This window comes from Sphingopyxis sp. (assembly GCF_016704835.1).
In the GTDB taxonomy this organism is placed as follows: Bacteria; Pseudomonadota; Alphaproteobacteria; order Sphingomonadales; family Sphingomonadaceae; genus Sphingopyxis.
Genome location: NZ_JADIZJ010000002.1, coordinates 278,945 through 302,882, shown reverse-complemented (window position 1 = coordinate 302,882; position 23,938 = coordinate 278,945). Strand labels below are relative to the sequence as shown.

General features: G+C 62.6%; 22 protein-coding genes, 2 tRNA genes and 1 pseudogene. 8 read left to right on the top strand and 17 right to left on the bottom strand.

Going from position 1 to position 23,938, the window contains the following annotated elements:
- The first annotated feature begins 9 nt into the window (after nucleotides 1–9).
- Entirely contained in the window at nucleotides 10–162 is a 153-nt protein-coding gene (locus tag IPF76_RS09290; RefSeq protein ID WP_293842807.1) for a hypothetical protein, read from the top strand.
- 63 nt (nucleotides 163–225) lie between these two features.
- Complete coding sequence (locus IPF76_RS09285) at nucleotides 226–588, top strand: DUF2846 domain-containing protein (RefSeq protein WP_293842805.1); 363 nt, start codon at nucleotides 226–228, stop codon at nucleotides 586–588.
- Nucleotides 589–738: 150 nt separating this feature from the next.
- Here IPF76_RS09285 and IPF76_RS09280 read toward each other — a convergent pair whose 3' ends face one another.
- The 3 genes from IPF76_RS09280 to ettA all read right to left on the bottom strand — a co-directional run bounded on the left by IPF76_RS09280 (nucleotide 739) and on the right by ettA (nucleotide 3,513).
- Nucleotides 739–1,311 carry a DUF1579 domain-containing protein gene (locus tag IPF76_RS09280; protein ID WP_293842803.1) on the bottom strand — a complete coding sequence of 191 codons (573 nt, stop codon included), beginning with the start codon at nucleotides 1,309–1,311 and terminating at the stop codon, nucleotides 739–741.
- 71 nt (nucleotides 1,312–1,382) lie between these two features.
- Nucleotides 1,383–1,829 carry a PaaI family thioesterase gene (locus IPF76_RS09275; RefSeq protein WP_293842802.1) on the bottom strand — a complete coding sequence of 149 codons (447 nt, stop codon included), beginning with the start codon at nucleotides 1,827–1,829 and terminating at the stop codon, nucleotides 1,383–1,385.
- Between the two features lie 4 nt (nucleotides 1,830–1,833).
- Nucleotides 1,834–3,513 (bottom strand): energy-dependent translational throttle protein EttA, encoded by a 1,680-nt coding sequence (gene ettA / locus IPF76_RS09270; RefSeq protein WP_293842800.1) that lies wholly within the window; start codon nucleotides 3,511–3,513, stop codon nucleotides 1,834–1,836.
- A gap of 132 nt (nucleotides 3,514–3,645) precedes the next feature.
- Here ettA and IPF76_RS09265 point away from each other — a divergent pair, with 132 nt between their 5' ends.
- The 3 genes from IPF76_RS09265 to IPF76_RS09255 all read left to right on the top strand — a co-directional run bounded on the left by IPF76_RS09265 (nucleotide 3,646) and on the right by IPF76_RS09255 (nucleotide 5,706).
- Nucleotides 3,646–5,067 carry a M28 family peptidase gene (locus tag IPF76_RS09265; protein WP_293842799.1) on the top strand — a complete coding sequence of 474 codons (1,422 nt, stop codon included), beginning with the start codon at nucleotides 3,646–3,648 and terminating at the stop codon, nucleotides 5,065–5,067.
- A 204-nt stretch (nucleotides 5,068–5,271) separates the two neighbouring features.
- Entirely contained in the window at nucleotides 5,272–5,613 is a 342-nt protein-coding gene (locus IPF76_RS09260; RefSeq protein WP_293842797.1) for a hypothetical protein, read from the top strand.
- 16 nt (nucleotides 5,614–5,629) lie between these two features.
- Nucleotides 5,630–5,706, top strand: a tRNA-Pro gene (locus IPF76_RS09255).
- 28 nt (nucleotides 5,707–5,734) lie between these two features.
- On the opposite strand, the gene IPF76_RS09250 is transcribed toward IPF76_RS09255, so the two are convergent.
- The 4 genes from IPF76_RS09250 to IPF76_RS09235 form a co-directional block, all read right to left on the bottom strand.
- Complete coding sequence (locus IPF76_RS09250; protein ID WP_293842795.1) at nucleotides 5,735–7,210, bottom strand: M20 family peptidase; 1,476 nt, start codon at nucleotides 7,208–7,210, stop codon at nucleotides 5,735–5,737.
- Between the two features lie 70 nt (nucleotides 7,211–7,280).
- Nucleotides 7,281–7,356, bottom strand: a tRNA-Ile gene (locus IPF76_RS09245).
- 69 nt (nucleotides 7,357–7,425) lie between these two features.
- On the bottom strand, nucleotides 7,426–8,448 hold the full coding sequence (locus tag IPF76_RS09240; RefSeq protein ID WP_293842794.1) for a polysaccharide deacetylase family protein: 1,023 nt from the start codon (nucleotides 8,446–8,448) through the stop codon (nucleotides 7,426–7,428).
- A gap of 32 nt (nucleotides 8,449–8,480) precedes the next feature.
- On the bottom strand, nucleotides 8,481–10,157 hold the full coding sequence (locus IPF76_RS09235) for a histidine kinase dimerization/phospho-acceptor domain-containing protein (RefSeq protein WP_293842793.1): 1,677 nt from the start codon (nucleotides 10,155–10,157) through the stop codon (nucleotides 8,481–8,483).
- Nucleotides 10,158–10,308: 151 nt separating this feature from the next.
- On the opposite strand from IPF76_RS09235, the gene IPF76_RS09230 reads away from it, so the two are divergent.
- Nucleotides 10,309–10,782: an Lrp/AsnC family transcriptional regulator gene (locus IPF76_RS09230; protein ID WP_293842791.1), complete on the top strand. Its 474-nt coding sequence runs from the start codon at nucleotides 10,309–10,311 to the stop codon at nucleotides 10,780–10,782.
- 86 nt (nucleotides 10,783–10,868) lie between these two features.
- Here the strand turns inward: IPF76_RS09230 and IPF76_RS09225 are convergent, their stop codons facing one another.
- From IPF76_RS09225 to IPF76_RS09215, 3 genes are all read right to left on the bottom strand, one after another.
- Nucleotides 10,869–11,681 carry a tetratricopeptide repeat protein gene (locus IPF76_RS09225; protein WP_293842851.1) on the bottom strand — a complete coding sequence of 271 codons (813 nt, stop codon included), beginning with the start codon at nucleotides 11,679–11,681 and terminating at the stop codon, nucleotides 10,869–10,871.
- Nucleotides 11,675–12,178, bottom strand: a complete 504-nt coding sequence (locus IPF76_RS09220; protein ID WP_293842789.1) for a hypothetical protein — start codon at nucleotides 12,176–12,178, stop codon at nucleotides 11,675–11,677. The genes IPF76_RS09225 and IPF76_RS09220 overlap by 7 nt, the downstream gene beginning before the upstream one ends.
- A gap of 186 nt (nucleotides 12,179–12,364) precedes the next feature.
- Nucleotides 12,365–12,661 (bottom strand): Hpt domain-containing protein, encoded by a 297-nt coding sequence (locus tag IPF76_RS09215; RefSeq protein WP_293842787.1) that lies wholly within the window; start codon nucleotides 12,659–12,661, stop codon nucleotides 12,365–12,367.
- Between the two features lie 68 nt (nucleotides 12,662–12,729).
- Here IPF76_RS09215 and IPF76_RS09210 point away from each other — a divergent pair, with 68 nt between their 5' ends.
- Nucleotides 12,730–15,102, top strand: a complete 2,373-nt coding sequence (locus IPF76_RS09210; protein ID WP_293842785.1) for a hypothetical protein — start codon at nucleotides 12,730–12,732, stop codon at nucleotides 15,100–15,102.
- A 74-nt stretch (nucleotides 15,103–15,176) separates the two neighbouring features.
- Complete coding sequence (locus tag IPF76_RS09205; RefSeq protein WP_293842783.1) at nucleotides 15,177–15,416, top strand: barstar family protein; 240 nt, start codon at nucleotides 15,177–15,179, stop codon at nucleotides 15,414–15,416.
- A gap of 94 nt (nucleotides 15,417–15,510) precedes the next feature.
- Here the strand turns inward: IPF76_RS09205 and IPF76_RS09200 are convergent, their stop codons facing one another.
- The 7 genes and pseudogenes from IPF76_RS09200 to nuoL form a co-directional block, all read right to left on the bottom strand.
- Nucleotides 15,511–15,771: a DUF1467 family protein gene (locus tag IPF76_RS09200; RefSeq protein WP_293842781.1), complete on the bottom strand. Its 261-nt coding sequence runs from the start codon at nucleotides 15,769–15,771 to the stop codon at nucleotides 15,511–15,513.
- Between the two features lie 14 nt (nucleotides 15,772–15,785).
- Nucleotides 15,786–17,420, bottom strand: a complete 1,635-nt coding sequence (locus IPF76_RS09195; RefSeq protein ID WP_293842780.1) for a ribonuclease J — start codon at nucleotides 17,418–17,420, stop codon at nucleotides 15,786–15,788.
- On the bottom strand, nucleotides 17,417–18,202 hold the full coding sequence (locus tag IPF76_RS09190; protein WP_293842778.1) for a type III pantothenate kinase: 786 nt from the start codon (nucleotides 18,200–18,202) through the stop codon (nucleotides 17,417–17,419). The genes IPF76_RS09195 and IPF76_RS09190 overlap by 4 nt, the downstream gene beginning before the upstream one ends.
- Nucleotide 18,203: 1 nt before the next feature.
- On the bottom strand, nucleotides 18,204–19,007 hold the full coding sequence (locus IPF76_RS09185) for a biotin--[acetyl-CoA-carboxylase] ligase (RefSeq protein WP_293842776.1): 804 nt from the start codon (nucleotides 19,005–19,007) through the stop codon (nucleotides 18,204–18,206).
- Nucleotides 18,929–20,362, bottom strand: a complete 1,434-nt coding sequence (nuoN, locus tag IPF76_RS09180) for an NADH-quinone oxidoreductase subunit NuoN (protein ID WP_293842774.1) — start codon at nucleotides 20,360–20,362, stop codon at nucleotides 18,929–18,931. The genes IPF76_RS09185 and nuoN overlap by 79 nt, the downstream gene beginning before the upstream one ends.
- Nucleotides 20,359–21,912, bottom strand: coding sequence for an NADH-quinone oxidoreductase subunit M (locus IPF76_RS09175; protein WP_293842772.1), 1,554 nt, complete (start codon nucleotides 21,910–21,912; stop codon nucleotides 20,359–20,361). Before IPF76_RS09175 ends, nuoN begins: the two co-directional genes overlap by 4 nt.
- Nucleotides 21,909–23,937, bottom strand: a pseudogene (gene nuoL / locus IPF76_RS09170) (NADH-quinone oxidoreductase subunit L). Before nuoL ends, IPF76_RS09175 begins: the two are co-directional and overlap by 4 nt.
- Between the last annotated feature and the right edge of the window lies 1 nt (nucleotide 23,938).

The following is a 23,938-nucleotide window of genomic DNA, read 5'->3' as shown; positions in this document are numbered from 1 at the left end:
AGAAGCGATATGAGCAAGAATGCAATGTGGCTGACCCTCATTTTCGTGGCGGCGGTGGTCGGCGCGTTCATGGGACCATCGCTGGCGAGCGTGCTGTCGCCGGGAACCTTGCTCGTCCTGTCGGTGCTGCTGATCGGCGGCATCGTCATCTTCTGTTTCTGAGCGCTGTCGAGCAACACGAGCGGCACCAAGGCCGATACGGCGACAATAGCCGATGCGCGAACGATGCAGGCGCCGACCGGCAAGGCGCGCATCTATGTGACTCGCCGCGGCTTTGTCGCTGCGCTGCAAGGCATGAACGTGACGCTCGACGGATCGGCGAAAGGTCAGATCAAGTCGGGCCAGATGTTGATGGCCGATGTCGCGCCGGGGACGCATCACCTGCATATCGCGACCGCCAAGGCGAAGCTGGCGCATCCCGCCGAATTTGACATCGAAGTCGGCGCGGGCGGGGTCGTCGTGATCGGCGCGATGATCGAGATGGGCGCCTTGAAAGGCAGCATCAAGCTGGAACGCCTCGACGCCGCCAAGGCGCGTGAGGATGTTCACGCCACCAAATTGGTGCTGTGGGAAGTGCCGCCGACCTGACTTGATCGATCCTCCCTGTCGCGCAGCGATGGGGAGGACCTTCCGCGAAGCGGATGGTGGACGGGCGGCGACCGTCGCGCCATGGCCCCTCCGTCAGCGCTTCGCGCTGCCACCTCCCCATCGCTGCGCGACAGGGAGGATCACATAGACTCAGGGTTTGGCGGTAACAAACCCAGCAGCAGGCCAATCGGTATCACCGATCCGCGCCACCTCCAGCTTCGCAAACTCGACCGGCGGCATGCCAGCCCCGACATAGCTGCCGACCTCGGTCCATTTGCCGTCGACGATTGTCGCCGCATATTTGATGGTCGCGCCGTTCGGGACCGGAATGCTCCATTCAAAGCCGGTGTCGGTCACCGCAAAGGGGAATTTTCCGGCGCGGCCATCGGTCCAGCTGTTCATCGCATATTGATTGGTCGCGGCGTCGTAGGAGATCACCGCAAAGGCGTTAAAGGCGAGCTTGCCTGCCTCGTCATAGCCGCGTCCCTCGATCACCAGCGCGGTGCCGTCGAGCATCGGGCCGGTCCGCTCGGTCTGCACCAGTTTGATCGTGCCGGCTGGCGACGTGATCGTCGCCGTACCGCGCCATTCGCCATGCAGCTTCGCCAGTTTGGCGATCGCAGCCTTCTGTTCGGCGATGACGGCGGGATCGGTCCGCATCTGCGCCTCGGCAGGCAAAACGGCGACCGACAGCAAGGCAGCGGCAACAAGAGCAATTCGCATGATGATCCTCCCCAATTGTATTGTTGATATAACACAGCCGGGCGAAAGCAAAACACGCGTGGCAGTGACGCTCAAGGAATCGCGTAGGTCACGTTCGCTTGCCCGACCGGCTTGGCAGGATCGTCGGTCCATATCCGCACATCCATCACCGCGAGCCGCTTGCCGAGCCGCAGCATATGGGCGTCGGCGAACAGCGGCCCCGGGCGGCATGGACGCAGGAACAGGTAATTGAGCGCGCTGGTCACTGCCATTGCCACGGGGCCGATATGCGCGAGGACGAGCGCATAGGCCGCCATGTCCGCGAACCCCATCTGCGTCGGGCCGGAGATCAGCCCGCCGGGACGCAAGGCATTTTCATTCGGGTCCATCCGCGCCTGGATATGCCCGGGCACCGCCGACACAACAGTTCCGCGCGAACCGGGCACCGAGTGGGGGAAGGCCTCCGCCATGAAAGCGTTGAGCGCGTCCGCATCCAAACGGATCGCGTTCGACGAAATCGGAACCGCCTCCCCCGCCATCAGGTCAGCGCGTCAGCTTCTTGTACGATGTTGCATGCGGGCGCGTCGCATCGTCGCCGAGGCGGCGGATCTTGTCTTCTTCATAGGATTCGAAATTGCCTTCGAACCATTCGACGTGGCTGTTGCCTTCGAACGCCAGGATGTGCGTCGCGAGGCGATCGAGGAAGAAGCGATCATGGCTGATGACCACCGCGCAGCCGGCGAAGTTTTCGAGCGCTTCTTCGAGCGCGGCGAGCGTTTCGGTGTCGAGATCGTTGGTCGGTTCGTCGAGCAGCAGGACGTTGCCGCCCTGCTTCAGCATCTTCGCCATATGGACGCGGTTGCGTTCGCCGCCCGACAGCTGGCCGACCTTCTTCTGCTGGTCGACGCCCTTGAAGTTGAAGGCGCCCACATAAGCGCGCGTCTGCATCTCGTGTTTGCCGATATTCATCATTTCGGCGCCGCCCGAAATTTCCTGCCAGACATTGTTGTCGGGCTTCAGATCATCGCGGCTCTGGTCGACGAACCCCAGGTGGACGGTGTCGCCGATGACGACCTTGCCGCTGTCGGGCGTTTCTTGCCCGGTGATCAGCTTGAACAGGGTCGATTTACCCGCGCCGTTCGGGCCGATCACACCGACGATGCCACCCGGTGGCAGCGAGAAGGACAGGTTTTCGAACAGCAGTTTGTCGCCATAGGCCTTCGAGATATTCTCGACCTCGATCACCTTGCCGCCCAGGCGCTGCGGCACCTGAATGACGATCTGCGCCTTGCCGGGGATGCGCTTTTCCTGCGCTTCGACCAGCTGGTCGAAACTTTTGATACGCGCTTTCGATTTGGCCTGACGGGCCTTCGGCGACTGTCGGATCCACTCGAGTTCGTCCTTGATCGCCTTCTGGCGACCGGCGTCCTCGCGCGACTCCTGCTCGAGACGCTTGCCCTTCTTTTCCAGATAGGTCGAATAATTGCCCTCATAGACAAAATAGCGGCCGCGATCGAGTTCGAGGATCCAGTTCACGACGTTGTCGAGAAAGTAGCGATCGTGGGTGACGAGGATGACATTGCCCGGATAATCGACAAGATGCTTTTCGAGCCACGCGACGCTTTCCGCGTCAAGATGGTTGGTCGGTTCGTCGAGCAGCAGGATCGACGGCTTCTCGAGCAGCAGACGGGTGAGCGCGATGCGGCGCTTTTCGCCGCCCGACAGGCTCTGCACGCCCATATCGCCCGGCGGACAACGCAAGGCCTCCATCGCGATCTCGAGCTGGTTGTCGAGCGTCCAGCCATCGACCGCATCGATCTTTTCCTGCAGCGTCCCCATTTCCTCCATCAACGCATCGAAATCGGCGTCGGCGGGCGGGTCGGCCATCAGCGTGCTGATCTCGTTGAAGCGGTCCATCATGTCGGCGACGCCGCGAACGCCGTCCATGACGTTCTCTTTGACCGTCTTGGTCGGGTCGAGCTCGGGTTCCTGTGCCAGGTAGCCGACAGTGATGCCGTCGCCTGCCCATGCTTCGCCGGTGAATTCTGTGTCGATGCCCGCCATGATCTTCATCAGCGTCGATTTACCGGTGCCGTTCGGACCGACGATGCCGATTTTGGCATCGGGATAGAATTGCAGGCTCAGATCCTTGAGCGTCGGCTTTTGCGCACCGGGATAGGTCTTGTTCAGACCCTTGATCACGAAACTATATTGGGCGGCCATGGAAATGCTCCGGATTTGGGCTGAGCCGCGCGCGCGGCCGGAAGAGACTGAATCGTGGGCCGGTTAGCGAATGGGGGCGAGCTTGGCAATCGACGCTTGCCGTTGGCAACCGCTCCTCGCTAGGGTTGCCCCATGAAAAACATCGCTCGCACCGCTCGCCTCCTTGCCATCAACTCCGCCGCGCTCATCGCCGCCAACGCCGCGGCAAGCCCCGTGCCGTCCCCCACACCGACCGCGGTCGAATTGGCGCAGCAGGGGAAAGACCTTGGGTGGTGGATCGTCGAGGACCTCACCACCGAAATCGGCCCGCGGCAGGCTGCGACCGAGGCTGAAGCCGCGGCGCGCAATTGGGCCGTCCGCCGCCTGAAGGAAATGGGGTTCCAAAACGTCCGCGAAGAGAGATTCGCGATGCCGACTTGGGTCCGCGGCGACGAAGCCGCTTCGCTTATCGGTCCCTTTCATCCCCAGAAACTGGCGATTGCCGCGTTAGGCAATAGCGCATCGACCGGCCCGAAAGGCATTGAAGGCGAGATCGTCTATTTCGCCGGTTTCGATGCGTTGCAGGCGGCGCCTGACACGCTGGTCAAGGGCAAGATCGTCTTTATCGACCACAAGATGGCGCCGACGCAGGACGGCAGCGGCTATGGCTACTATGGCCGCGGGCGCTTCACCGGCCCTAATGTTGCGGCGAAAAAGGGAGCGATAGCGATCGTCATCCGCTCGATCGGCACCGACGATCACCGAAACCCGCACACCGGCGTGACCAATTTCGAGGCAGGCGTAAAACCGATCCCCGCCGCCGCTTTGTCAAACCCCGATGCCGACCAGCTCGTCCGCCAATGGGAGCGCACGCAAGCCATGCGTCAGTTGGGCGATCGTGGCGACCGCCGACAATCGCTGCGGATGAAATTGCTGCTCACCCCGCGCGACCTGGGTCAGCAGAGGTCGGGCAATGTGATCGCCGAAGTTCCGGGCAGCGATCCCGCCGCGAGCCCGATCATCATCGCGTGCCACCTCGACAGCTGGGACCTCGGCACCGGGGCGATCGACGACGCTGCCGGATGCGGGATCATTACCGCTGCCGCCAAATATGTGATGATGACGGGCCAGCCGCGCCGCTCTATTCGTATTCTGTGGGCGGGCGCCGAAGAAGTCGGCGTATTCGGCGGCAAAGCATATTTCGACGCACATGGAAAAGCAAAGCACGCGGTCGCCCTCGAATCCGATTTCGGCGCCGACCGTGTGTGGCGGATCGATTTCAAGCTGCCCGACAGCGCGAAGTCGCTCGCGGACCAGCTCGCCGCCGCGGTCGCACCCTTCGGTGTCGTGCGCGGCCGACAGCCCGCGGCTGGCGGCGCGGACATCGGAGCGCTGGTTGCGGCGGGTGTTCCAGCGATCGATCTGGCGCAGGATGGCACGCGCTATTTCGACCTCCACCACACGCCCGACGACACGCTGGACAAGATCGATCCGGTCCAGCTGCGGCAAAATGTGGTCGTCTGGACCGCGGTGTTGGCGATTCTCGCGAATAGTGGCGACGCCGAGCTGCCCTGAATGTGACGCGGAAATGACAGTTTTCCGCCAGCGCGGGACATCTCAATTATTTTTGTTGACGATCCATACGGAACGGCTAAATCCCGCCGCTCGCGGGACGGGAAGTTTCCCCATCGCGGTAAGGCATTTTAGGGAGCCCACACATCATGAAGAAATTTGCTGCTATCGCCGTTGCTGCCAGCATGTTCGCCCTCGCCGCTTGCGGTGAAAAGGCTGCTGAAGAAGCTACCACGGAAGCTCCGGCTGCTGAAGCTGTTGCTGAAGAAGGCGCTGACGCCGCTGCTGCTGGCGCCGACGCCGCCGCTGCTGGTGCCGACGCTGCTGCCGCTGGTGCCGAAGCTGCTGCTCCGGCCGACGCTGCTGCGACCGCTGCTGCTCCGGCCGATGCCGCTGCTGCTCCGGCCGCTCCGGCTGAAGAAAAGAAGTAAGTCACAGCCCTTCGGGGCGTTGACTGAAACGAGAAACGGGCGGTCTTTCTTCGGGAAGGCCGCCTTTTTCTTTGTCTTTTGCACAGGCGGGATAGACTTGCGCGTCCGCGCTGTCTAAGGCGCCCTCCAGTAGTCGGGGAGTAGCGCAGCCCGGTAGCGCGCCTGCTTTGGGAGCAGGATGTCGCAGGTTCGAATCCTGTCTCCCCGACCACTGTTCTCCCAAATTATCCCGGCCGCGGCTATCCGGCGGATGTCGCGATCAGCCGCGCGTAAAAGTCGATCATGCGTTTGAAGCTGTCGATCTTCATATGTTCATTGGTGCCGTGGATCATCGCCGTTTCCTTGAGCGAAAAGTGCATCGGCATGAAGCGGTACACGTCCTGCGACACCGGTTCCATGCTGCGGCCGTCGGTACCGCCGACGACCAGGATCGGCGACAGCACCGCATCCGGCGCGTCGACGCGGGCGGCGGCGGCGATCCATTTCCAGCCCAGCGAACTGGTTGATGACACTCGCGACGGCTCTCGCGGCGGCTTCACCCAAGTCAGCGCAACCGGCAGATCCCCGACCGCGTTCTTTGCTCGCGTCATGATGTCGGCGGACCGGTTCCACGGCGCGATCCGATAGTTGATCAACGCATTGGCCGTTTGCGGCAGGACATTCTCCTTGGGGCTGCCTTCAAGCATCGTCGGCGCGATCGTCGTATGAAATGCGGCGGCGGTCGATGGGGTCGCAGCCACTTCGCGCTTCAGGATCGGGCCGAACAGCCATTGGTTGGCAACCGCCATTTTTGTCGTACCGCCCTTTTCGGCGGCCAGCGTCTCAAGCATCGCCGCGCCGGGTCCCTGCAGTGCGAGCGGGAACGGCTTGTCGGCGATGGCGGTGATCGCCCGCGCCAACGTGCCGACGCCGGTTTCGACAGGCGGCATCGAACTGTGGCCGCCGGGGGCACTGGCGGTGACTTTCAGCGTAGCATAGCCTTTTTCCGCAATACCGATCATGATCGCGGGACCGTTGATGACGGGCGTATCTGTGAGCAGGACGCTGCCTTCATCAAGCGTGAAGATCGCTTTTACACCCTCGGCCTTGAGCTTGGCCGCCGCCGCCGCGGCGCCCGATCCGCCGACTTCCTCGTCATGCCCTGACACGAGGTAAATGCCGCGCCGGGGCTGGAACCCTTGCCCGGCCAGCGCTTCCAAAGCTTCAAACAAGCCGACAAGCGATCCCTTGTCATCGACGGTGCCGCGGCCCCAAACCGCTTTTTCGGCGATAGTCCCGGCGAAAGGCGGATATTTCCAGTCGCCCTCGGTGCCTTCGGTGACCGGCACGACATCCTGATGCGCCATGACGATGATTGGTGCCAGCGACGCATCGCTGCCCGGCCAGTGATATACCAGGGTGCGATTGGACAGGATGGTGCGCGTCATCGCGCGGTGAGTGGCGGGGTATGTCGCCGCCAGCCAGACGTGCAACCGATCCCATTCGGCAACATCGTCGTCGGCGGGGTCCTGATGCGATACGGTGCGAATCTGCGCCGCCGCGCTCAGATTCGCTATCGCTACCTCCAGATTATAGGGCGGCGCAGCAGCGAGCCGGATATCGCTCCCGTCGGCGATGTCTGTGGGCGCGAAGGTCGCCGTGCGCATTGCGACCGTCCCAGCCACCACCGCAATGACGGCAAGCCCCCCGATCAGGAATTTCCGTCGCATTGCCATGTCCCTCTCCTTCTGCCGCCGCAATGGACCGGCATCGGTTTCGATTTGCAAGGGAAATGGTGGCGGGAAGTGGTGGGCCCGGAGGGACTCGAACCCGCAACCTAGCCGTTATGAGCGGCCAGCTCTAACCATTGAGCTACAGGCCCCCCTTCGAAACCCGGTAGGGGGTGCGCGGGCGATAGCGGAGCGTGCGCCGCGTTGGCAAGCGCCAAGGCTCAGTCGGACGAATTGCGCGCGGCCAGCGCCAATATTTTCTCTGCCGTCGTCGCCTCAACCCCCCGCCGCGCCAGATGATCCAGCACCACGTCCCACCAGCGATAAAACAGCTCAAGATCAGCCTGGCTGCGAACATAGGGCGTGTTGCCTGGCTGCAACGACGGCGAGTGGAAAGAAAAGTTGAGGACCGGCAGGCGTTGGTCGATAGCGATATCAATCGCCTTGCACGCGCGCTCGGCAGGAATCCCTTCTGGCGTGAGCGCGATACGCTCCACAAGGCCCAGCCGAGCGAGTGCAGCGCCCGCGTGGGTGCCATTGCGCGCGACGCGGTGATAGATCGACCTTCCCGCGCCGCCTAACAGGCCGCCAAACACAGTCGTTACTGGCACCTCGAGAACTGCTCCCGCTTGGGTGCGAACCCACCATGGGTGTAGCCGCGCAGCGCGGTAGTCAGGGCCATGACCGGCCCGATAATCGAAGCCCGCGCGCACCGACGTATCGCAGCGAAAGCCGAGTTCGGCGAGCATTGTTGCGCTGTCCGGACCAAGCCCATAGCGTCCGGCACGATACACAGTCGGCGAAACCCCAAACCGATCGCGGATGGCGTCACGCAGCGCCGTCATCTTTGCCCGCTGCAGGTCCGTGGGCAGATTGCCCGTATAGCTGTTGTGTGCGTTCACTTCCTCGTCGTGCGGCGGCGTAACCCACGGGTGAAGCTGCGCGCCGATCTCGCAAGCGCCGCTGGCTTGCGCGGCGCCGAGAATAGCGACCGCACGGTCATCGGCGACGATCGGCCAATCGACCAGATAGATGGGCTTCACATTCGCGCTGGCAAAATAGCTCTGGCAATCGGCAAGCGCGGGCACCGACGCAACGCCATAACCGGTGCGCGCAAAGGGCGCCGCCCAGTCGAAATCTTCTTCGGTATCGATCGTGACCCAGAAACGCGGTCGCTCGTCCGCCGCGAGCTCCACCAGATCGGATGGCGCAGGCTCTGCTAAGAAATTTCCCGCAGGCTGCACCACGCTCCCCTTTGCTCCCGCAGCCGTCCCGCTTATTCGCCTTGCTGGGCTCCCAGCTCGACCTCGGCTTTCGAGTTGGCGGAGCGCAGGTGTAAGGTCAAGGCGTTATGCCCGATATCGAGCCGTCCGCCCGCGGCGCGGGCCAGACTGTCAACCAGTCGCAACGAAAAGCCGAGGCTGAGCACCGCGGCGCCCGGCGCTTCGCCCTCGGGGCTGAAACCGGGGTCGAGCAGATCAGATGCGGTGGCAAAGCGAATCGTCGCGGGACGGACGATCCGCAGTTGGAGCATGTCGTCGTGGGGCGCTTCGGTGACGAGTTGTCCAACGAGAATCGCACCCGTTTCGGATACATCTATCAGCGCGGTCAGCAAGCGGCCGACCATGCGCCGTGCATTGGCGTCGTTGGCAAGCCCCATGAACGGTCCGCCGACGCGCGAGATGCTGAGGTCGACTCGCTGTTCGGCTAGCAGCGCCGCGAGGTCACTTTCAACCTGGGTCACGACCGCTCCGATATCGACGACCTCACCCGGCGTCGGGTCGACAGAAACCGCGGCGTTGCTGCGCGCCGCGGTTTCCAGATCGTCGATGATCGTCTGAACCGACAGCGCATCGGCAACGATCGTGTCGGCCATCGAGCGATAGCTTTGATTGACCGGCCCAAACATCTGCCCCGCGATAATCTGGGCAAAGCCCGAGATGGCGTTGAGCGGGCTACGCAGTTCGTGGATCAATTGGCGGATCGAATCACCCGAATCCTCTGCGACGGGTCGACCATAAGGTGTTTCGCTGCGATTGGGACGACGCGCGCTGCCACGATAGCCGCGAAACTGCCCCGTGGCCGGGTCAAACCAGGGCAGCGCCGAAAAGCGCCACTCGCCAGCGTCTGATGGGGTTCCCTCCAACATCATGCGCGCATTGAGGATTTCGGCGCGCTGGCGAAAAGCGCCTGCGGCAACCCCATCGGTGCCGGGTTCGCCGCCAAACGCAGCCTCGGCAATCGACAAGCCGATCACCGCGCCGCGGGTGACGCCGTCAGCCCAGTAAATTACACCATCGGCGCCTGTCTCGAACAGGAACACCGACCGCGACTGTTGTGCAGCTGTAGCCGTAGCAGGCTTGTCACGGGTGGACTGATATTTGTCGATCCGACGGACAAGTTCGCTGATCTGGCTGGTACCGTTTTCGACTGTGGCATCGGGCGCCGCGTGCAGCGGCACGACAGGCGCCGGGGCCGCTTCCACCGCCACCGCAGGCTGCGGCAATGCAACCGAGCCGCTGCCGAGGCTGGCCAGCGCACGATAGACGCCGTGCGGCAAATCCGTCCGCCCGGCCAACACCGATCGTGCCATCGCATTGGTCGCGGGCAGCATCGCCAGCCAGTCAGCCTCTGACAGCTGAGCGCTGCGCAGCATTATCGCCGCAACCGCTGGGACATCGTTGGCATAAAGCGCAACAACCGGCGCAAATCGGCCATGTTTCGCTATTGCCCGCGCACAATCGCGGCGTACCGATTCAGGAACGCGCGGCCGCAAAACGGCAAGCGCATGCAGGCTGCGACGAATATCGTCATCAACCAGTTGATTGCCGCGTTGCGCCAGAATATCGGAGAGCTGGCGCCACGCTGCGATGCTGGCGCGATGGTCCGCAGGCGCTTGACGCAAGATGGTCGCGATCATCGAGTCAGCAGTCACGCGAAGCCAGCCCCACATCTTCTATCGTTGGTTACCGTAAGCTTACCGGCTAGCGTGAATCCCCCGGTCATGAAAGTGCCTTCACCGGTCACGTCACATTGTGGGACAATTGCAATCGCCTGAAATAATATTATGGTCATGGCAGTTTTGGAAAGCGGATGTTTCAACAATGGCGAGTCAGAAATTCGATCAGATCGACCTCCAGATACTGGGCGAGCTACAAAAAAATGGCCGGATGACGAATGTCGAACTGGCGCAAATGGTCGGATTGACCGCGCCACCGTGCTTGCGCCGGGTGCGCGCGCTTGAGGAGTCGGGGGTCATCCGATCGTATCACGCCGACCTCGATGCGGCGAAGCTCGGCTATGGCATCACTGTCTTTGCGATGGTCAGTCTGCGTAGCCAGGCCGAATCCGACCTGAAAGCATTTGAAGACTATGTCGGCGGCCTCGCCGAAGTGCGCGAATGCTACATGCTCAACGGTGAAATCGACTTTTTGCTGAAAGTCGTCGCGCGCGATCTGCAGAGTTTTCAGTCGTTCCTGACCGCGCACCTGACCTCTGCGCCCAACGTCACCAGCGTGAAGACATCGCTGACGATTCGCACCGCAAAGCAGCTAGCCGGGATTCCCGTGGATTCCTGACCGGCCCACCGTCGCCAACACCTAAAAAGGGGCGCCGTTCCTGGCCGGAACGGCGCCCCTTTGCGTTATGGGTGAAAACCCAGCCCTCAAGTAGCGGGAGTCGGTGCAGGCGCTGCTGCGGGAGCCGCTGCCGGAGCGGCGCCCGCTTTGGTGCGGATTGCCCACAAATTCGCCAGCCGCTGCCGATTGCCCTGCACCTTGGCGAAGCTGGCAACCGCCGCGTCGCTTTGTCCCGCGAGTGCCTGCGCAACGCCGAGACGATATTGCACAACCGGATCGGTGGGGGTTGCGGCCAGGGCAGCTTCGTACAGCGGGATCGCCTTCGCAGCTTCGCCATTGCCGACGAGCGCATCCGCCGTGGCGCGCGCCGCCTTGGGATTGGCAAGCGTGGCGGGCTTGGTGGCGTCGGCAGCAACCGCCGCAGCGTCGGTGGTTGCGCGCGGCGTTTGCGTTTGCAGGATGTTGCCGAAATGGGTGTCGGTCTTCGGGATCGCACCGTTGTTCTGACCCTGTTTGATCAGCGCGACGACTTCACCGGGATAGCCAGCTTCGGTCGCGAGGGCGGCATATTCCAGATATTCGGGACGCTGGGTCATCGAATTGGTCGCACGCATCAGCCGCAGGATATCGAGGTTGAGTTCCTTGTCACCGCCCGCCTGCTGCAACAGAATGTAAAGCGTGTTGCGCCACGTCGCCGGGGTCGGATAATCCTGCACGCGCATCGTCAGCACGTCGAGCATCTCGTTGGTCCGATTGGCTTTCTGAAAAGCCTGCGCGGGACGGACGAACAACTCCTCTGACGGCTTGGTGCCTGCAGCGCGAGCAGCGGCAATCCCGGCCTGGGCAATCTCCCAACCCTTATCGACCTGCCCTGCATTCAGATAGCTGTCCATCAGCATCGGCGACAAGGCAGTTTCGGTCGAGCCGGCGGCCTTCGCCGCTTCAAGCCGCTGAATCGCTTTGGGTAATTTTTCGCGCCATAGGCGAAGTTGCCCGAGTAGAAATTATAGACACCGACATTTTCCGGCGGGGTCAGCCCCGACTCGATCATCACGTCGAGCCCCTGCCCCTGCGACGTCTGATCCTTGTTCAGGATGCCGAGCTGAAGCTGGTAAAAGCCGATCAGATATTTATCGTCAGGCGTCGATGCGCTCGCCTGTCCTTCGGTCAGCGCCGCCTGCAAGGTCGCAGCGTCCTTGGCGGCCGCTGAGTCGATCATCTTCTTGAGCGTTGGTGCGAATCCCTTACTCGCGGTCAAGCCCTTGCCCTTGGCGGCTTCTTCCTTTTTCGGCTTTTCTTTTTTCTGGGCGGCGGCCGGGGTGGCGGTCGTCATCAGCGCGCAGCCCAGCACTGCGGCCATAGCCGTTGCGGGCATCGAGCGGAAACGGGTGAACATCGAAATCTCTCCTCAGAATCGGCCGGCTAGCCTAACGAAAATCGGCAAAGCAAACAGGGTTCCGGCGCGCGTTCATAACGCGGCTAAACCCGTCGCGTTGCCAAGGCAAGACAGCCCGTATCGATATTTACTGGGAGAAAGCGGCTGAACGGGGATTGAACCCGGCCTGTGGCCTTGTCGCGCCGATCAGGCGATGTCGTCAATTGCCGCGTTGATCTGGCGCAACACCAACGGATCGCCCGGCGCTCCGGCTATCGCCTGCTCGGCGAGTTCGATCAGCGAGATGATACCAAAGGTCGCGGCGAGCCCCTTCAGACGAAGCGCAGCAACCTCCCAATTGGCGTCGCAACGGGCGCGGCGCATCAGGTCGGCGAGGTCGCGCGCACTGCCGGTAAAGGCGCTGCGCAGGTCCAGCGCAATCGCCGGATCGTCGCCGATCGCGGCGCTGAGGTAACGGTCAAGGGGGCCACTATCAAACGACATTCCACAGGGTTGGCAGCTTGTGGTTAAGTTTCCGTTTCAAGACGGCCATTTGGTGCTAAGATGGCGGGATGACGGGGGACAAGAAGATCGTCGGATTGTGGCGGGATTCCGCCAAAATCCTGGAAGCTGACAGCGCCGCGCAGGCCGACGCCGCGCCGCCTGAAACGGCGCCTGCACCCGAAGCGGCTGCACCGGTTGAACGCGAATGGCTCGACATGTCGCCGCTGACCGTGGCCGAAGATGTCATCGACTATGTGGAACAAGCAGGGCAACAGGCTTCGGCGCGGCGCGATCGTGTCGCCCCTGCCTTGCTCGTTCTGCTGGGTATCGCCTGGACAGGATTCGCGCTTGCCGTGGCGACGGACAGCTTTGCACGCAGCCCCGCGCTTGCCGACTGGCCGACGCTCGTCGCGACGATCGCTACGCCGCTGACGCTGCTTGCGGTGCTGTGGATGGTGCTGCTGCGCTCGGGTCGTTCCGAACAGGCGCGCTTCGCTCGTGTTGCGACGGCGCTTCGCGACGAAAATTTGGCGCTCAATCAATCAATGCACTCGCTCGGCCTGCATCTGGCTGACGCGCAAAAACAGCTTGGCGAGCAGGCCAAAATCGTCCAGCAGCTCGGGCTCGATACCGTGATGCGGCTCAACGAAAGCAGCGACAAGCTGGCTAGCAACGCGTCAGTGATCGCCAATGCACACGACCAGCTCGCGCGCTCGGGCGACGTCGCTTTGCAGCGCATGGACGGGCTGCTCGCGGGCCTGCCGAGGATCGACGATGTCGCGCAGCGGCTCGCAGTCAATTTCCGCGAAGCCGGGCTCGTCGCGCACCAGCAGGGCGCCAGCCTCGAAGCCAAGCTTGCCGAACTCGGCGAAGCAGCTGGCAAAACGGCGCAAACCGGTGAGACCGCGACCGCCAGCATTTTGGAAGCGATCGTTGCGCTGCAGGAGCAGAGCAAGGAGACCGAAACCGGCCTGCTCGCCGCTTCCACCCAGGTCAGCACCGCGCATGACGCGGCGCTCGCGCGAATGACCAGCGCCAGCGCCAGCGCGCGCGACGATATGACGTCAACCGTCGCTACCGTCACCGCGCAGATGGACGAAAGCTGGCGCCTGTTCCGCGACGGCGTCGATACGGCCGCAGCGCAGATGGACGCCAAGCTGACCGCCGCACGCGATGCAGGCGATGCGATGGGCGCACAGCTGTCTGCTCACGCCGACGCCAGCGACGCGCTGGCGACGCGGATCACCGCGCATGTCACCGATGTCGCGCAGCAGTTGGAATTGCTCGACGTCAGCGTCAGCGCCAGCACTGGCGTTATTGGCCGTTCGATCGATGACACCAAAGCGCAGCTGAATGCCTTTATGCAGGAAGTACAAAGCGGTAATGCGTCGGCGCATCAGTTGATCACGCACGCCGAATCGCTGCTCCTCGCGCTCGACGCAGTGACGCGCGAGCTTGACGAGACGCTGCCGCGCGCACTCGACCGCATGAAATCGCACGGCAAGACGACGCAGTCCGCGCTGGCGCAATTGCGCCCAATGCTCGATGCGTCCGAACTCGTCGCGCAGTCGACGATGTCGCACGTCAACGCGGTGCAAGCGACGCTCAAGGCAAACGAAGTACAGATGGCGGGGCATGCAACGAGCCAGCAGGAGCTCGTCGATCGTATCAACGGCTCGCTCGCCGATGCCGAAGCCGCGCTGGCGAAGCTGCGCGACGGCGCCGATGAATTTGCCGAACAGGGCGGCGCGCGAATGATCGCGACGCTTGGTGAAGTGCGCGCCACCGCAGATTCGGCTGCCGACGAAGCGCGACTCACGCTCGAAAAGCTGGTGTCCGGTGCGCGCGAAGCGATGCAGGCGACCGCGACGGAGGCCATCGACGCCGCGTTCAAGAACGAAATCATGGCGCAGCTGACAGCGATCGAAGAAGCATCGGCGCGCGCGGTCGCAGCAGCGAACGGCGCCGCCGACCGTTTGATGCGCCAGCTGATCACGATCATGGACACCAGCGCCAGCGTCGAGCAGCGCGTCGCCGAAGCCGAACAGGCGATCGCCGCATCCGACCGCGACTCGCTCGCCAAACAGGTCGGCCTACTGACCGAGGCGCTGAAATCGACCGCGATCGACGTCACCAAAATCCTGTCGACCGAAGTCAGCGACACGGCATGGGACGCCTATCTGAAGGGCGACCGCGGCGTGTTCGCGCGCCGCGCGGTCAAGCTGATCGAAAACGGCGAGGCAAAGGAAATTCTGCGGCTCTACCAGAATGACGATGGTTTCCACGCGTCGGTGAACCAGTTCATTCATGATTTCGAAGCGATGCTGCGCCTGCTGATCGGCGCGCGCGACGGGTCGGCAATCAGCGTAACCTTGCTGTCGTCGGATATCGGCAAGCTGTATGTGGCGCTGGCGCAGGCGATTGATCGGTTGCGTAACTAGGAAGGTATTGAGCAGACCGACGTCGCTGCTTTCGATCGATTGCGTGAGTTGCTGACGTGATGCATTGTCGCGACATGAAGATCATAGACCTTGATGCATCGGCATGGTCGTCTGAAGCCGACTTCTATTCGACGCTTTTATCGGCGCTGGGTTCGTCGAGCTGGCATGGGCACAACCTCGATGCGCTTTGGGACAGCCTTACCAGCGACATAAACGAAGTCAGGCCTCCACTGAGCGTTGTTGTGCGGAACACGGATCGTTCAGCTACCCGATATGACGGCGTTGTTCAAAAAGGTGTCCAAGGCGTTTGCTGACGCAACGAGCCAGCGTGGCCTCGACGCTCGTTTCATCGTCGCTTAACAGCGCCAAAGCACACAATTCGGGATCGGAAATCGATCCCGTCGGTCGTCAGGCCCGCCCGCTCACTACGTCGGGATTAACCCAGCCGTTCACATAAGCGACGTAGTAGATGACGAAGCCGACCGTCGCGACGATCGTCATCTGGAGCAAGATGCGCGCCGGACGGAACACCGCGGGCGCGCCGCGGTCCTGACCCTTGATCAGCGGAGCTTCGTCGTCGCTCGCCTTGCGACCGTGGAAGGGCAGCACGAAAAAGGCGCTGAGCGCCAAGAACAGCGAATAGATGGCGAGGGCAGAAGTCCATTTCATTGTCGTAAGTCCGTTCAGAGCTGCACGAGCATGACATCGACAACCGGCTTTTTACCGGTCCAATCGGTCGCGACGCGGCGCACGCTGAGCCGGATCGCCTCGCGCATTTTTTCCTGCTCCTTGGCCGGAACCAGTGCCGCCTTCTCCGCGGCTCCGCGCATCTCATCGATAAAGGCTTCACGCTCATCCTCGACCGGAACGCCGCGATAGCTGATCGCGACTTCGGTAAACCGCTTGCCAGTAAAGATGACCGCAACGGTTATATGCCCATGCAGCGCCAGCTTGCGGCGCTCGTTGATCGTCTCGCCATCGGCGGGCAGGATGACGTCACCGTCGAGGATCAGCCGTCCGGCGCGAACGCGCTCGAGGATTTTGGCCGGGCCGGGTGCCAGCCGCACCAGGTCGCCATTTTCCTGGATCAGCGCGTCGGGAACGCCCTTTTCGAGCGCGAAGCGCGCTTGCTCGTGCATGTGGCGAATTTCGCCATGGACCGGCACCACCAGTTTCGGCCGCAGCCAGCCATAGAGCGCTGCCAGTTCGGGCTGCCCCGGATGGCCACTGACATGGATATGCGCCTGTTTTTCGGTGACGGTCAGAATGTCCTTCGCGGCCAGCTGATTCATGATCCGCCCGATTGCGACTTCGTTGCCGGGGATCTGCTTCGATGAAAAGACGACGGTATCGCCGGGCGCGAGCTTGATCTGGTGGCTGTCCGCTGCCATGCGCGCCAGCGCAGCGCGCGGTTCGCCCTGCCCGCCGGTTGCGATCACCATGACCTTGTCGCGCGGCAGGCGCATCGCCTCGTCGAAATCAACCGTCGGTGGAAAGTCCTTCAAATAACCGACCGAGCGCGCCACCCCCAAAATGCGGTCGAGCGACCGCCCCGCGACGCACAGGGTGCGCCCGGTCGCAGTGGCTACGCGCCCCAGCGTTTTGAGGCGCGCCGCGTTCGAGGCAAAGGTCGTGACGATGACCCGCCCCTTGGCATTGCCGACCGCGGTGAGCAATCCGTCATACAGATCGCCCTCGCTGCCCGACGCCTCGGGATTGAACGCATTGGTCGAATCGCCCACCAGGAAATCGACGCCTTCGTCGCCGATCGCGGTCAGCGCCGCGGCGCTCGACGGCGTGCCAAGCACCGGATCGGCGTCGAGTTTCCAGTCGCCGGTGTGGAATACGCGGCCATAAGGCGTGTCGATCACCGCTGCGCTCATCTCGAGGATCGAGTGCGCCAGCGGCATCAGGCGGATACCGAACGGGCCAAGCTGGAAATGCGCGTCGATATCGACGGTCTTGATCTTGACCTCTTTCTCCAGCCCTTCCTCCGCCAGCTTGTTGGCAATCAGCCCGGCGGTGAAGCGATTGGCGTAGAGGGGCACGCCGAGATCGGCGGCGAGATAGGGCAAGGCGCCGATATGGTCCTCATGGCCATGGGTCAGGATGATGCCGAGCAGATCTTGCTTGCGGTCCTCGATAAACTCCAGATCGGGCATGATGATGTCGATGCCGGGATAATCATGGGTGCCGAATGTCACGCCCAAGTCGAGCATGATCCATTTGCCGTCGCAGCCATAGAGATTGGCGTTCATGCCGATCTCGCCCGACCCACCGAGCGCGAGGAACAGCAGCTCCTTGCCGGGAACGGTCATGCAGTGGTCCCCCGCTGGGCATAAAGGTGCATCAGGCCGTTGAGCGTCAGATCAGGTTCGATGCGGTCGAACAGATGCGCCTGTTCCTGGAACAAGGTTGCAAGGCCGCCGGTCGCGATGACGGTGAGAGGTTTGCCGATTTCGGATTTCATACGCCCTATTAGGCCTTCCATCATTGATACATAACCCCAATAGACTCCGATCAGCATCTGGCTTTCGGTGGTCCGGCCAATGACGCTGGGGGTCGTGGGTGCCTCGATTGCGATACGCGGAAGCTTGGCGGCGGCCGCAACCAGCGCTTCGAGCGACAGGTTCACCCCGGGCGCAATAATGCCGCCCAGATAGGCGCCGTCGGGACCGATATGGTCGAGCGTCGTTGCGGTACCAAAGCTGATCACCAGCTTGTCCTTGCCGGGCTCGACCGCCTGCGCCGCGATCGCGTTGACCGCTCGGTCGGCGCCGACCGAGCGCGGCTCCTCAACCTTGAGCGCGATGCCCCACGTCACCGGCTCGCGTCCGGCAACCAGCGCATCGACACCGAAATATTTGACCGCCAGCAGTTGCAGATTGTGCAGTGCGCGGGGGACGACGGTCGAAATGATGACCGCATCGACCTGAGTACGGTCATGGCCCTCGATGCGCAGCAACTGGTCGAGCCACACCATATACTCGTCGGCGGTACGCCGGTCATCGGTCGCAATGCGCCAACGCGCGTGCAGCGTCGATCCATCGAACAGAGCGAATTTGGCGTTGGTGTTGCCGACATCGATTGCGAGCAGCATCTTATTTCTCTTCCTCGACGGGACGGCGCAGTTCGACATCGCCAGCATGGATCAGCATGGTCTCCCCGCCCGCCACGCGCAAGCGCAGCGCGCCGTCGTCGGCAACGCCGTCAAAAGTCCCGTCGATACCCTGCTCGGAAACGCGTAGCGGCGTACCAAGGGGGTGTGCCAACGGCAACCAGGCACGGACGATGCTGGCGACCCCTTCCTGCCGCCAGGTCCACAGTGCGTCGATCATCGCAATGCCGAGCGCGTTGGCAAAATGATCGCGGTCGAGCGACGCCCCCTCGCCCGCAAGCGTCGCCGTTGGACGATCGACCAATTGAGGGGCGGCAACCAGGTTGACGCCGATGCCGATCACGACAGAATTGCCGGCGCGTTCCATCAATATGCCCGCGCATTTCGCGCCATTGATCAGCAGGTCGTTCGGCCATTTGAGCTGCGCATTGATGTCCGGTGCGAGCGCAGCAACGGTCTTGGCCAGCGCAACTCCGGCGACCAGCGCCAGCGTCGAGGGTGACGGGTCGCCAATGGTCAGATGAACCGCGGTCGAACCCATGAAGTTGCCCGGCCCGTCGTTCCAGCCGCGCCCGAGCCGCCCGCGCCCGGCGGTCTGGCGGTCGGCGATCAGCCAATGGCCCTCGCCGACATGCTCACCGCCTGCCAGCCGCGCCAGCAGGTCGGCATTGGTCGAACCTGTCTGCGCTATCCGCTCGATCGGCGGTATCAGAACAGCACCGCCGCGGCGCTGGCCGATACGACCGCCAGCACAGGAATGAAGAGGTAGCCAATGACCGAGAGCCAAAGCGCGCTTGCGGTGATGACCGCATCCTCGACGATAACGCCGCCGCTCGCCGGGATTTCGGTGTCCGATTTATCGTCGAAATACATCATCTTGATGATCGCAATATAATAGAAGGCGCCGATCACCGAGGCGACGATACCCGCGACCGCCAGCGGCACGAGGTTGGCGTCCACCGCGGCCTCGAACACCAGATATTTCGGCCAGAAGCCGAACAGCGGCGGGATGCCCGCAAGGCTGAACATGAACACCGCCATGGCCGCGGCCAGGCCGGGTCGCCGCTGCGACAGGCCGGCGAGTGCCGGTATGCTCTCGATCTGGTTGCCGTCGGCATCGCGCAGCTGGAGCACGACGAGGAAGGCGCCCAGCGTTGTGACGACATAGACGAGCAGATAGGTCAGCACACCCTCGACTCCCTGCTGCGTGCCGGCAGCGAGGCCGATCAGCATGAAGCCGACATTGTTGATCGACGAATAGGCAAGCAGTCGCTTGATATTTTTTTGTCCGATCGCGCCGACCGCGCCGAGAATGATCGAGGCGAGCGACAGGAAGATCACGATCTGCTGCCACGCGCCGATCGCGGGGCCCATCGCGTCGATGACGACGCGCGTCATCAGCGCCATCGCCGCCACCTTCGGCGCCGTGGCGAAGAAGGTCGTCACCGGCGTGGGCGCGCCTTCGTAGACGTCGGGCGTCCACATGTGGAACGGCACGGCACTGATCTTGAAGCCGAGGCCAGCGAGGACAAACACAATGCCGAAGATCAGCCCGATGTTGAGTTCGCCGCCAAGGGTCGCTGCAATCCCGGTGAAATCGGTTGTCCCGGTGAAACCGTAAAGCAGCGAGATGCCGTAAAGAAGCATGCCCGACGCGAGAGCGCCGAGGACGAAATATTTGAGACCCGCTTCGGTCGACCGCTCGTCGGTGCGCATGAAACTGGCGAGCACATAAGCGGCAAGGCTGTTGAGCTCGAGTCCGACATAGAGCGTCATCAGGTCGCGCGACGAGGCCATGATCCCCATGCCGAGCGCGGCGAAGAGGATCAGCGTCGGATACTCGGCACGCATCCCGCCGGTAAAGAAGCGCGGCGCGATAATGATGCAGACGAAGCTTGCGGCGTAGATCAGCAGTTTGGCGAAACCGCCGAAACTGTCGACCGAAAGCGTGCCCGAGAAGACCGTGGTATCGATGCCGAACAGCGCGACCACCGCCGCCGCAGCGGCGGCAAGCGTGAGCAGCGAGCTGAGCTGATAGATGCCGACCTGACGGTCGCCCAGGAAGGTTCCAAGCATCAGCGTGATGAGCCCGCCGATCGTCAGGATCAGTTCGGGCCAGATGAGCGCGAGATCGGCGGTCATTGGACGCCTCCCGCGTGGCTCGATCCGTGGGCGGTTTCATCCTGCGCCTTGGCGGGTTTGGCCTTGCCGGCGGCAAGATGCGCGTCGCCGGCAGGCTTGGCCGGAGCGAGCCGCGCGACGACTGTTGTTACATCGCCGCGCATCGGCGCGAGGAAGCTTTCGGGATAGACGCCCATCCACAGCGCCACGGCCGCCAGCGGCACCATGATCGTCCATTCGCGCGCGTTGAGGTCGGGCATCGCCTTCACATCGTCCTTGGTCAGTTCGCCGAATACGACGCGGCGGTAGAGGTAGAGCATATAGGCGGCGCCGAGGATGATGCCGGTGGTGCACACGAAGGCGACCCAGCTTGAGGCTTCATAGATGCCTGCGAGGCTCAGGAACTCGCCGACGAAACCGCTGGTGCCCGGCAGACCGATCGACGCCATGGTGAACAGCATGAAGAACAGCGCATAGGCCGGCATGTTGACGGCGAGGCCGCCGTAACGGTCGATCTCGCGCGTGTGGAGTCGATCGTAGATCACGCCGACGCAGAAGAAGAGCGCGGCCGAGACGACACCATGGCTGAGCATGATGATCAGCGCGCCTTCGATGCCCTGCTGGTTGAATGCGAACAGGCCTGCGGTGACGATCGCCATGTGCGCGACCGACGAATAGGCGATCAGCTTCTTCATGTCGCTCTGCGCCAGCGCGACCAGACTGGTGTAAACCACTGCAATCATCGACAGGCCGAAAACGATCCACATCAGCTGCGCCGACGCATCGGGGAACATCGGCATCATGAAGCGGATGAAGCCATAGGCGCCGAGCTTGAGCAGCACACCCGCCAGGATCATCGAGCCTGCGGTCGGCGCCTGAACGTGCGCGTCGGGAAGCCAGGTGTGGACCGGCCACATCGGCATCTTGACCGCAAGGCTAGCGAAGAAGGCGAGCCACAGCCACGTCTGCATCGCCAGCGGGAAGTCATAATTCAGCAGCGTCGGGATATCGGTCGTGCCGGCTTCGGCGATCATCGCAATGATCGCGATCAGCATTAGCACCGAACCGAGCAGCGTATAGAGGAAGAATTTATACGCCGCATATTTGCGGTTCGCGCCGCCCCAGATACCGATGATGAAATACATCGGGATCAGGCCAGCCTCGAAGAAGATGTAGAACAGCAGCAAATCTTGGGCGCAGAACACGCCGATCATGATCGTTTCCATGACGAGGAACATCGCCATGTAGAGCCCGACACGGCTCTTGATCGCGTCCCAGCTGGCGAGGATGCAGAGCGGCATCAGGAAGACGCTGAGCATGATGAGCATCAGCGCCATACCGTCGATGCCGAGCGCCCACTGGAAACGGCCGAACAGGTCGGCGCGCTCGGTGAACTGCCACTGCGGCCCGCCGATGTCGAACTGATCCCACATCACACAGCCGAGGACGAAGGTGACCAGCGTGGCGCCGAGCGCAACCCACCGCGCCGTCTTGTCGCTAACGAAGAGACAGGCGACGGCGGCGAGCGCGGGGGCCGCGAGCATCAGCGAAAGGATCGGGAAACTGCTCACAGGAACTTCACCATGGCCCAGCTGGCGAGGCCGACAAGCCCGAGCAGCATCACAAATGCATATCCATAAACATAACCCGATTGCAGCCGCACCGCGAGACGGGTCCCCCGCGACGAGCGCCGCCATGCCATCGGGACCGAAGCGGTCGATAGTCTGCTCATCGCCGCGCTTCCAGAAGAAGCGGCCAATTGCGAACGCCGGTTTGACGAAAACGATGTGGTAGAGCTCGTCGAAATACCATTTGTTGAACAGGAACCGGTGGAGCAGCTTGAACTGCGCCACGAAACGCCCCGGCAAAGTCGTGTTGCGGATATAGCTGTTCCACGCGAGGAACAGGCCGATCGCCATCACCGTAAATGGAGTCCATTTGACCCACAAAGGCACTTCGTGCGCGGCGTGCATCAGATGTTCGTCGAACGCGATGCTGCCGTTCCAGAACGCTAGCCCCTCTTCGGGGTAGATAAACGGATGGTGGAAGGCGATGCCCGCGAACACCGCGCCGATCGACAGCACGACCAGCGGGATCAGCATCGTGATCGGGCTTTCATGCGGGTGATAGCCCGCGGTGCCATCGCTGTGCGCGTCATGGTGATGATCGGCGTGCGCATGATCGTCATGGCCATGGTCGTCGTGCACCACATGCTGGATATGCTCGCTCTGCTCCCAGCGCGCCTTGCCGTGAAAGGTCAGGAAGACGAGGCGCCACGAATAGAAGCTGGTGAGGAAGGCCACAAAAATGCCGACCCAGAAGGCGACAACGCCGCCGCCGCCGCTCGCGAACGCAGCCTCGAGGATGCCGTCCTTCGAATAGAAGCCGGCAAAACCCGCAACGCCTGCGATACCGACACCGGTGATTGCCAGCGTACCAAGCATCATCGCCCAATAGGTGATCGGGATGGATTTCCGCAGATTGCCGTAATAGCGCATGTCCTGCTCATGGTGCATCGCATGGATGACCGAACCGGCGCCAAGGAACAGCAAAGCCTTGAAAAACGCGTGCGTGAACAGGTGGAACATCGCGGCGCCATAAGCGCCCGCGCCCGCGGCGAAGAACATGTAACCGAGCTGCGAACAGGTCGAATAGGCGATGACACGCTTGATGTCCCACTGCGTCGTCGCGACGGTCGCGGCGAAGAAGCAGGTCGCGGCGCCAACGAACATCACGACGCCTTGCGCGACTTCGCTCGTCTCAAACATCGGCGAGAGGCGGCAGACCATGAAGACGCCCGCGGTGACCATCGTCGCGGCGTGGATCAGCGCCGACACCGGGGTCGGGCCTTCCATCGCGTCGGGAAGCCAGGTGTGCAGGCCGAGCTGCGCCGACTTGCCCATCGCGCCGATAAACAGCAGCAGACACAGGATCGTCATCGTGTCGAGACGCATGCCCATGAAGCTGATCGTCGAACCCGCCATGCCCGGTGCGGCTGCCAGAATCTCCGGGATCGAGACGGTGCCGAACACCAGGAAGGTACCGAAGATACCGAGCATGAAGCCCAGATCGCCGACGCGGTTGACGACAAACGCCTTGATCGCCGCGGCGTTGGCGCTCGGCTTCTTGTACCAGAAACCGATCAGCAGATAGGAGGCGAGACCGACGCCTTCCCAGCCGAAGAACATCTGCACCAGGTTGTTCGCGGTCACGAGCATTAGCATCGCGAAGGTGAAGAGCGAGAGATAGGCGAAGAAGCGCGGCTGGTCCGGGTCTTCCTCCATATAGCCCCAGCTATAGAGGTGGACGAGCGCCGACACCGTCGTGATGACGACGAGCATGACCGCGGTCAGCGCATCGACGCGCAGCTCCCAGTTGAACTGGAGCGCGCCCGACGACACCCAGTGCAGCACCGGTGTCACGCCCGCTTCGCCGGTTCCCATTACAAACGACAGGAAGATCGGCCAGCTGAGCGCGGCACTTGTGAACAGCGCGCCCGTGGTGATCAGCTTCGACGCAAAGGGGCCGATAGCCCGCTGACCCAGCCCTGCGACAAGCGCCGCGAACAGCGGCAGGAAAACGATCGCCTGAATCACC

Coding starts and splice junctions, on each gene's coding strand:
- IPF76_RS09210 (WP_293842785.1), top strand. CDS start 12,730: ATGACGGGGGACAAGAAGATCGTCGGATTGTGGCGGGATTCCGCCAAA.
- nuoN (WP_293842774.1), bottom strand. CDS start 20,362: ATGACCGCCGATCTCGCGCTCATCTGGCCCGAACTGATCCTGACGATC.
- IPF76_RS09190 (WP_293842778.1), bottom strand. CDS start 18,202: ATGCTGCTCGCAATCGATGTCGGCAACACCAACGCCAAATTCGCTCTG.
- IPF76_RS09290 (WP_293842807.1), top strand. CDS start 10: ATGAGCAAGAATGCAATGTGGCTGACCCTCATTTTCGTGGCGGCGGTG.
- IPF76_RS09215 (WP_293842787.1), bottom strand. CDS start 12,661: ATGTCGTTTGATAGTGGCCCCCTTGACCGTTACCTCAGCGCCGCGATC.
- ettA (WP_293842800.1), bottom strand. CDS start 3,513: ATGGCCGCCCAATATAGTTTCGTGATCAAGGGTCTGAACAAGACCTAT.
- IPF76_RS09265 (WP_293842799.1), top strand. CDS start 3,646: ATGAAAAACATCGCTCGCACCGCTCGCCTCCTTGCCATCAACTCCGCC.
- IPF76_RS09205 (WP_293842783.1), top strand. CDS start 15,177: ATGAAGATCATAGACCTTGATGCATCGGCATGGTCGTCTGAAGCCGAC.
- IPF76_RS09195 (WP_293842780.1), bottom strand. CDS start 17,420: ATGACCGTTCCCGGCAAGGAGCTGCTGTTCCTCGCGCTCGGTGGGTCG.
- IPF76_RS09200 (WP_293842781.1), bottom strand. CDS start 15,771: ATGAAATGGACTTCTGCCCTCGCCATCTATTCGCTGTTCTTGGCGCTC.
- IPF76_RS09280 (WP_293842803.1), bottom strand. CDS start 1,311: ATGCGAATTGCTCTTGTTGCCGCTGCCTTGCTGTCGGTCGCCGTTTTG.
- IPF76_RS09220 (WP_293842789.1), bottom strand. CDS start 12,178: ATGTTCACCCGTTTCCGCTCGATGCCCGCAACGGCTATGGCCGCAGTG.
- IPF76_RS09250 (WP_293842795.1), bottom strand. CDS start 7,210: ATGGCAATGCGACGGAAATTCCTGATCGGGGGGCTTGCCGTCATTGCG.
- IPF76_RS09235 (WP_293842793.1), bottom strand. CDS start 10,157: ATGTGGGGCTGGCTTCGCGTGACTGCTGACTCGATGATCGCGACCATC.
- IPF76_RS09230 (WP_293842791.1), top strand. CDS start 10,309: ATGGCGAGTCAGAAATTCGATCAGATCGACCTCCAGATACTGGGCGAG.
- IPF76_RS09225 (WP_293842851.1), bottom strand. CDS start 11,681: ATGCTGATGGACAGCTATCTGAATGCAGGGCAGGTCGATAAGGGTTGG.
- IPF76_RS09275 (WP_293842802.1), bottom strand. CDS start 1,829: ATGGCGGGGGAGGCGGTTCCGATTTCGTCGAACGCGATCCGTTTGGAT.
- IPF76_RS09285 (WP_293842805.1), top strand. CDS start 226: ATGCAGGCGCCGACCGGCAAGGCGCGCATCTATGTGACTCGCCGCGGC.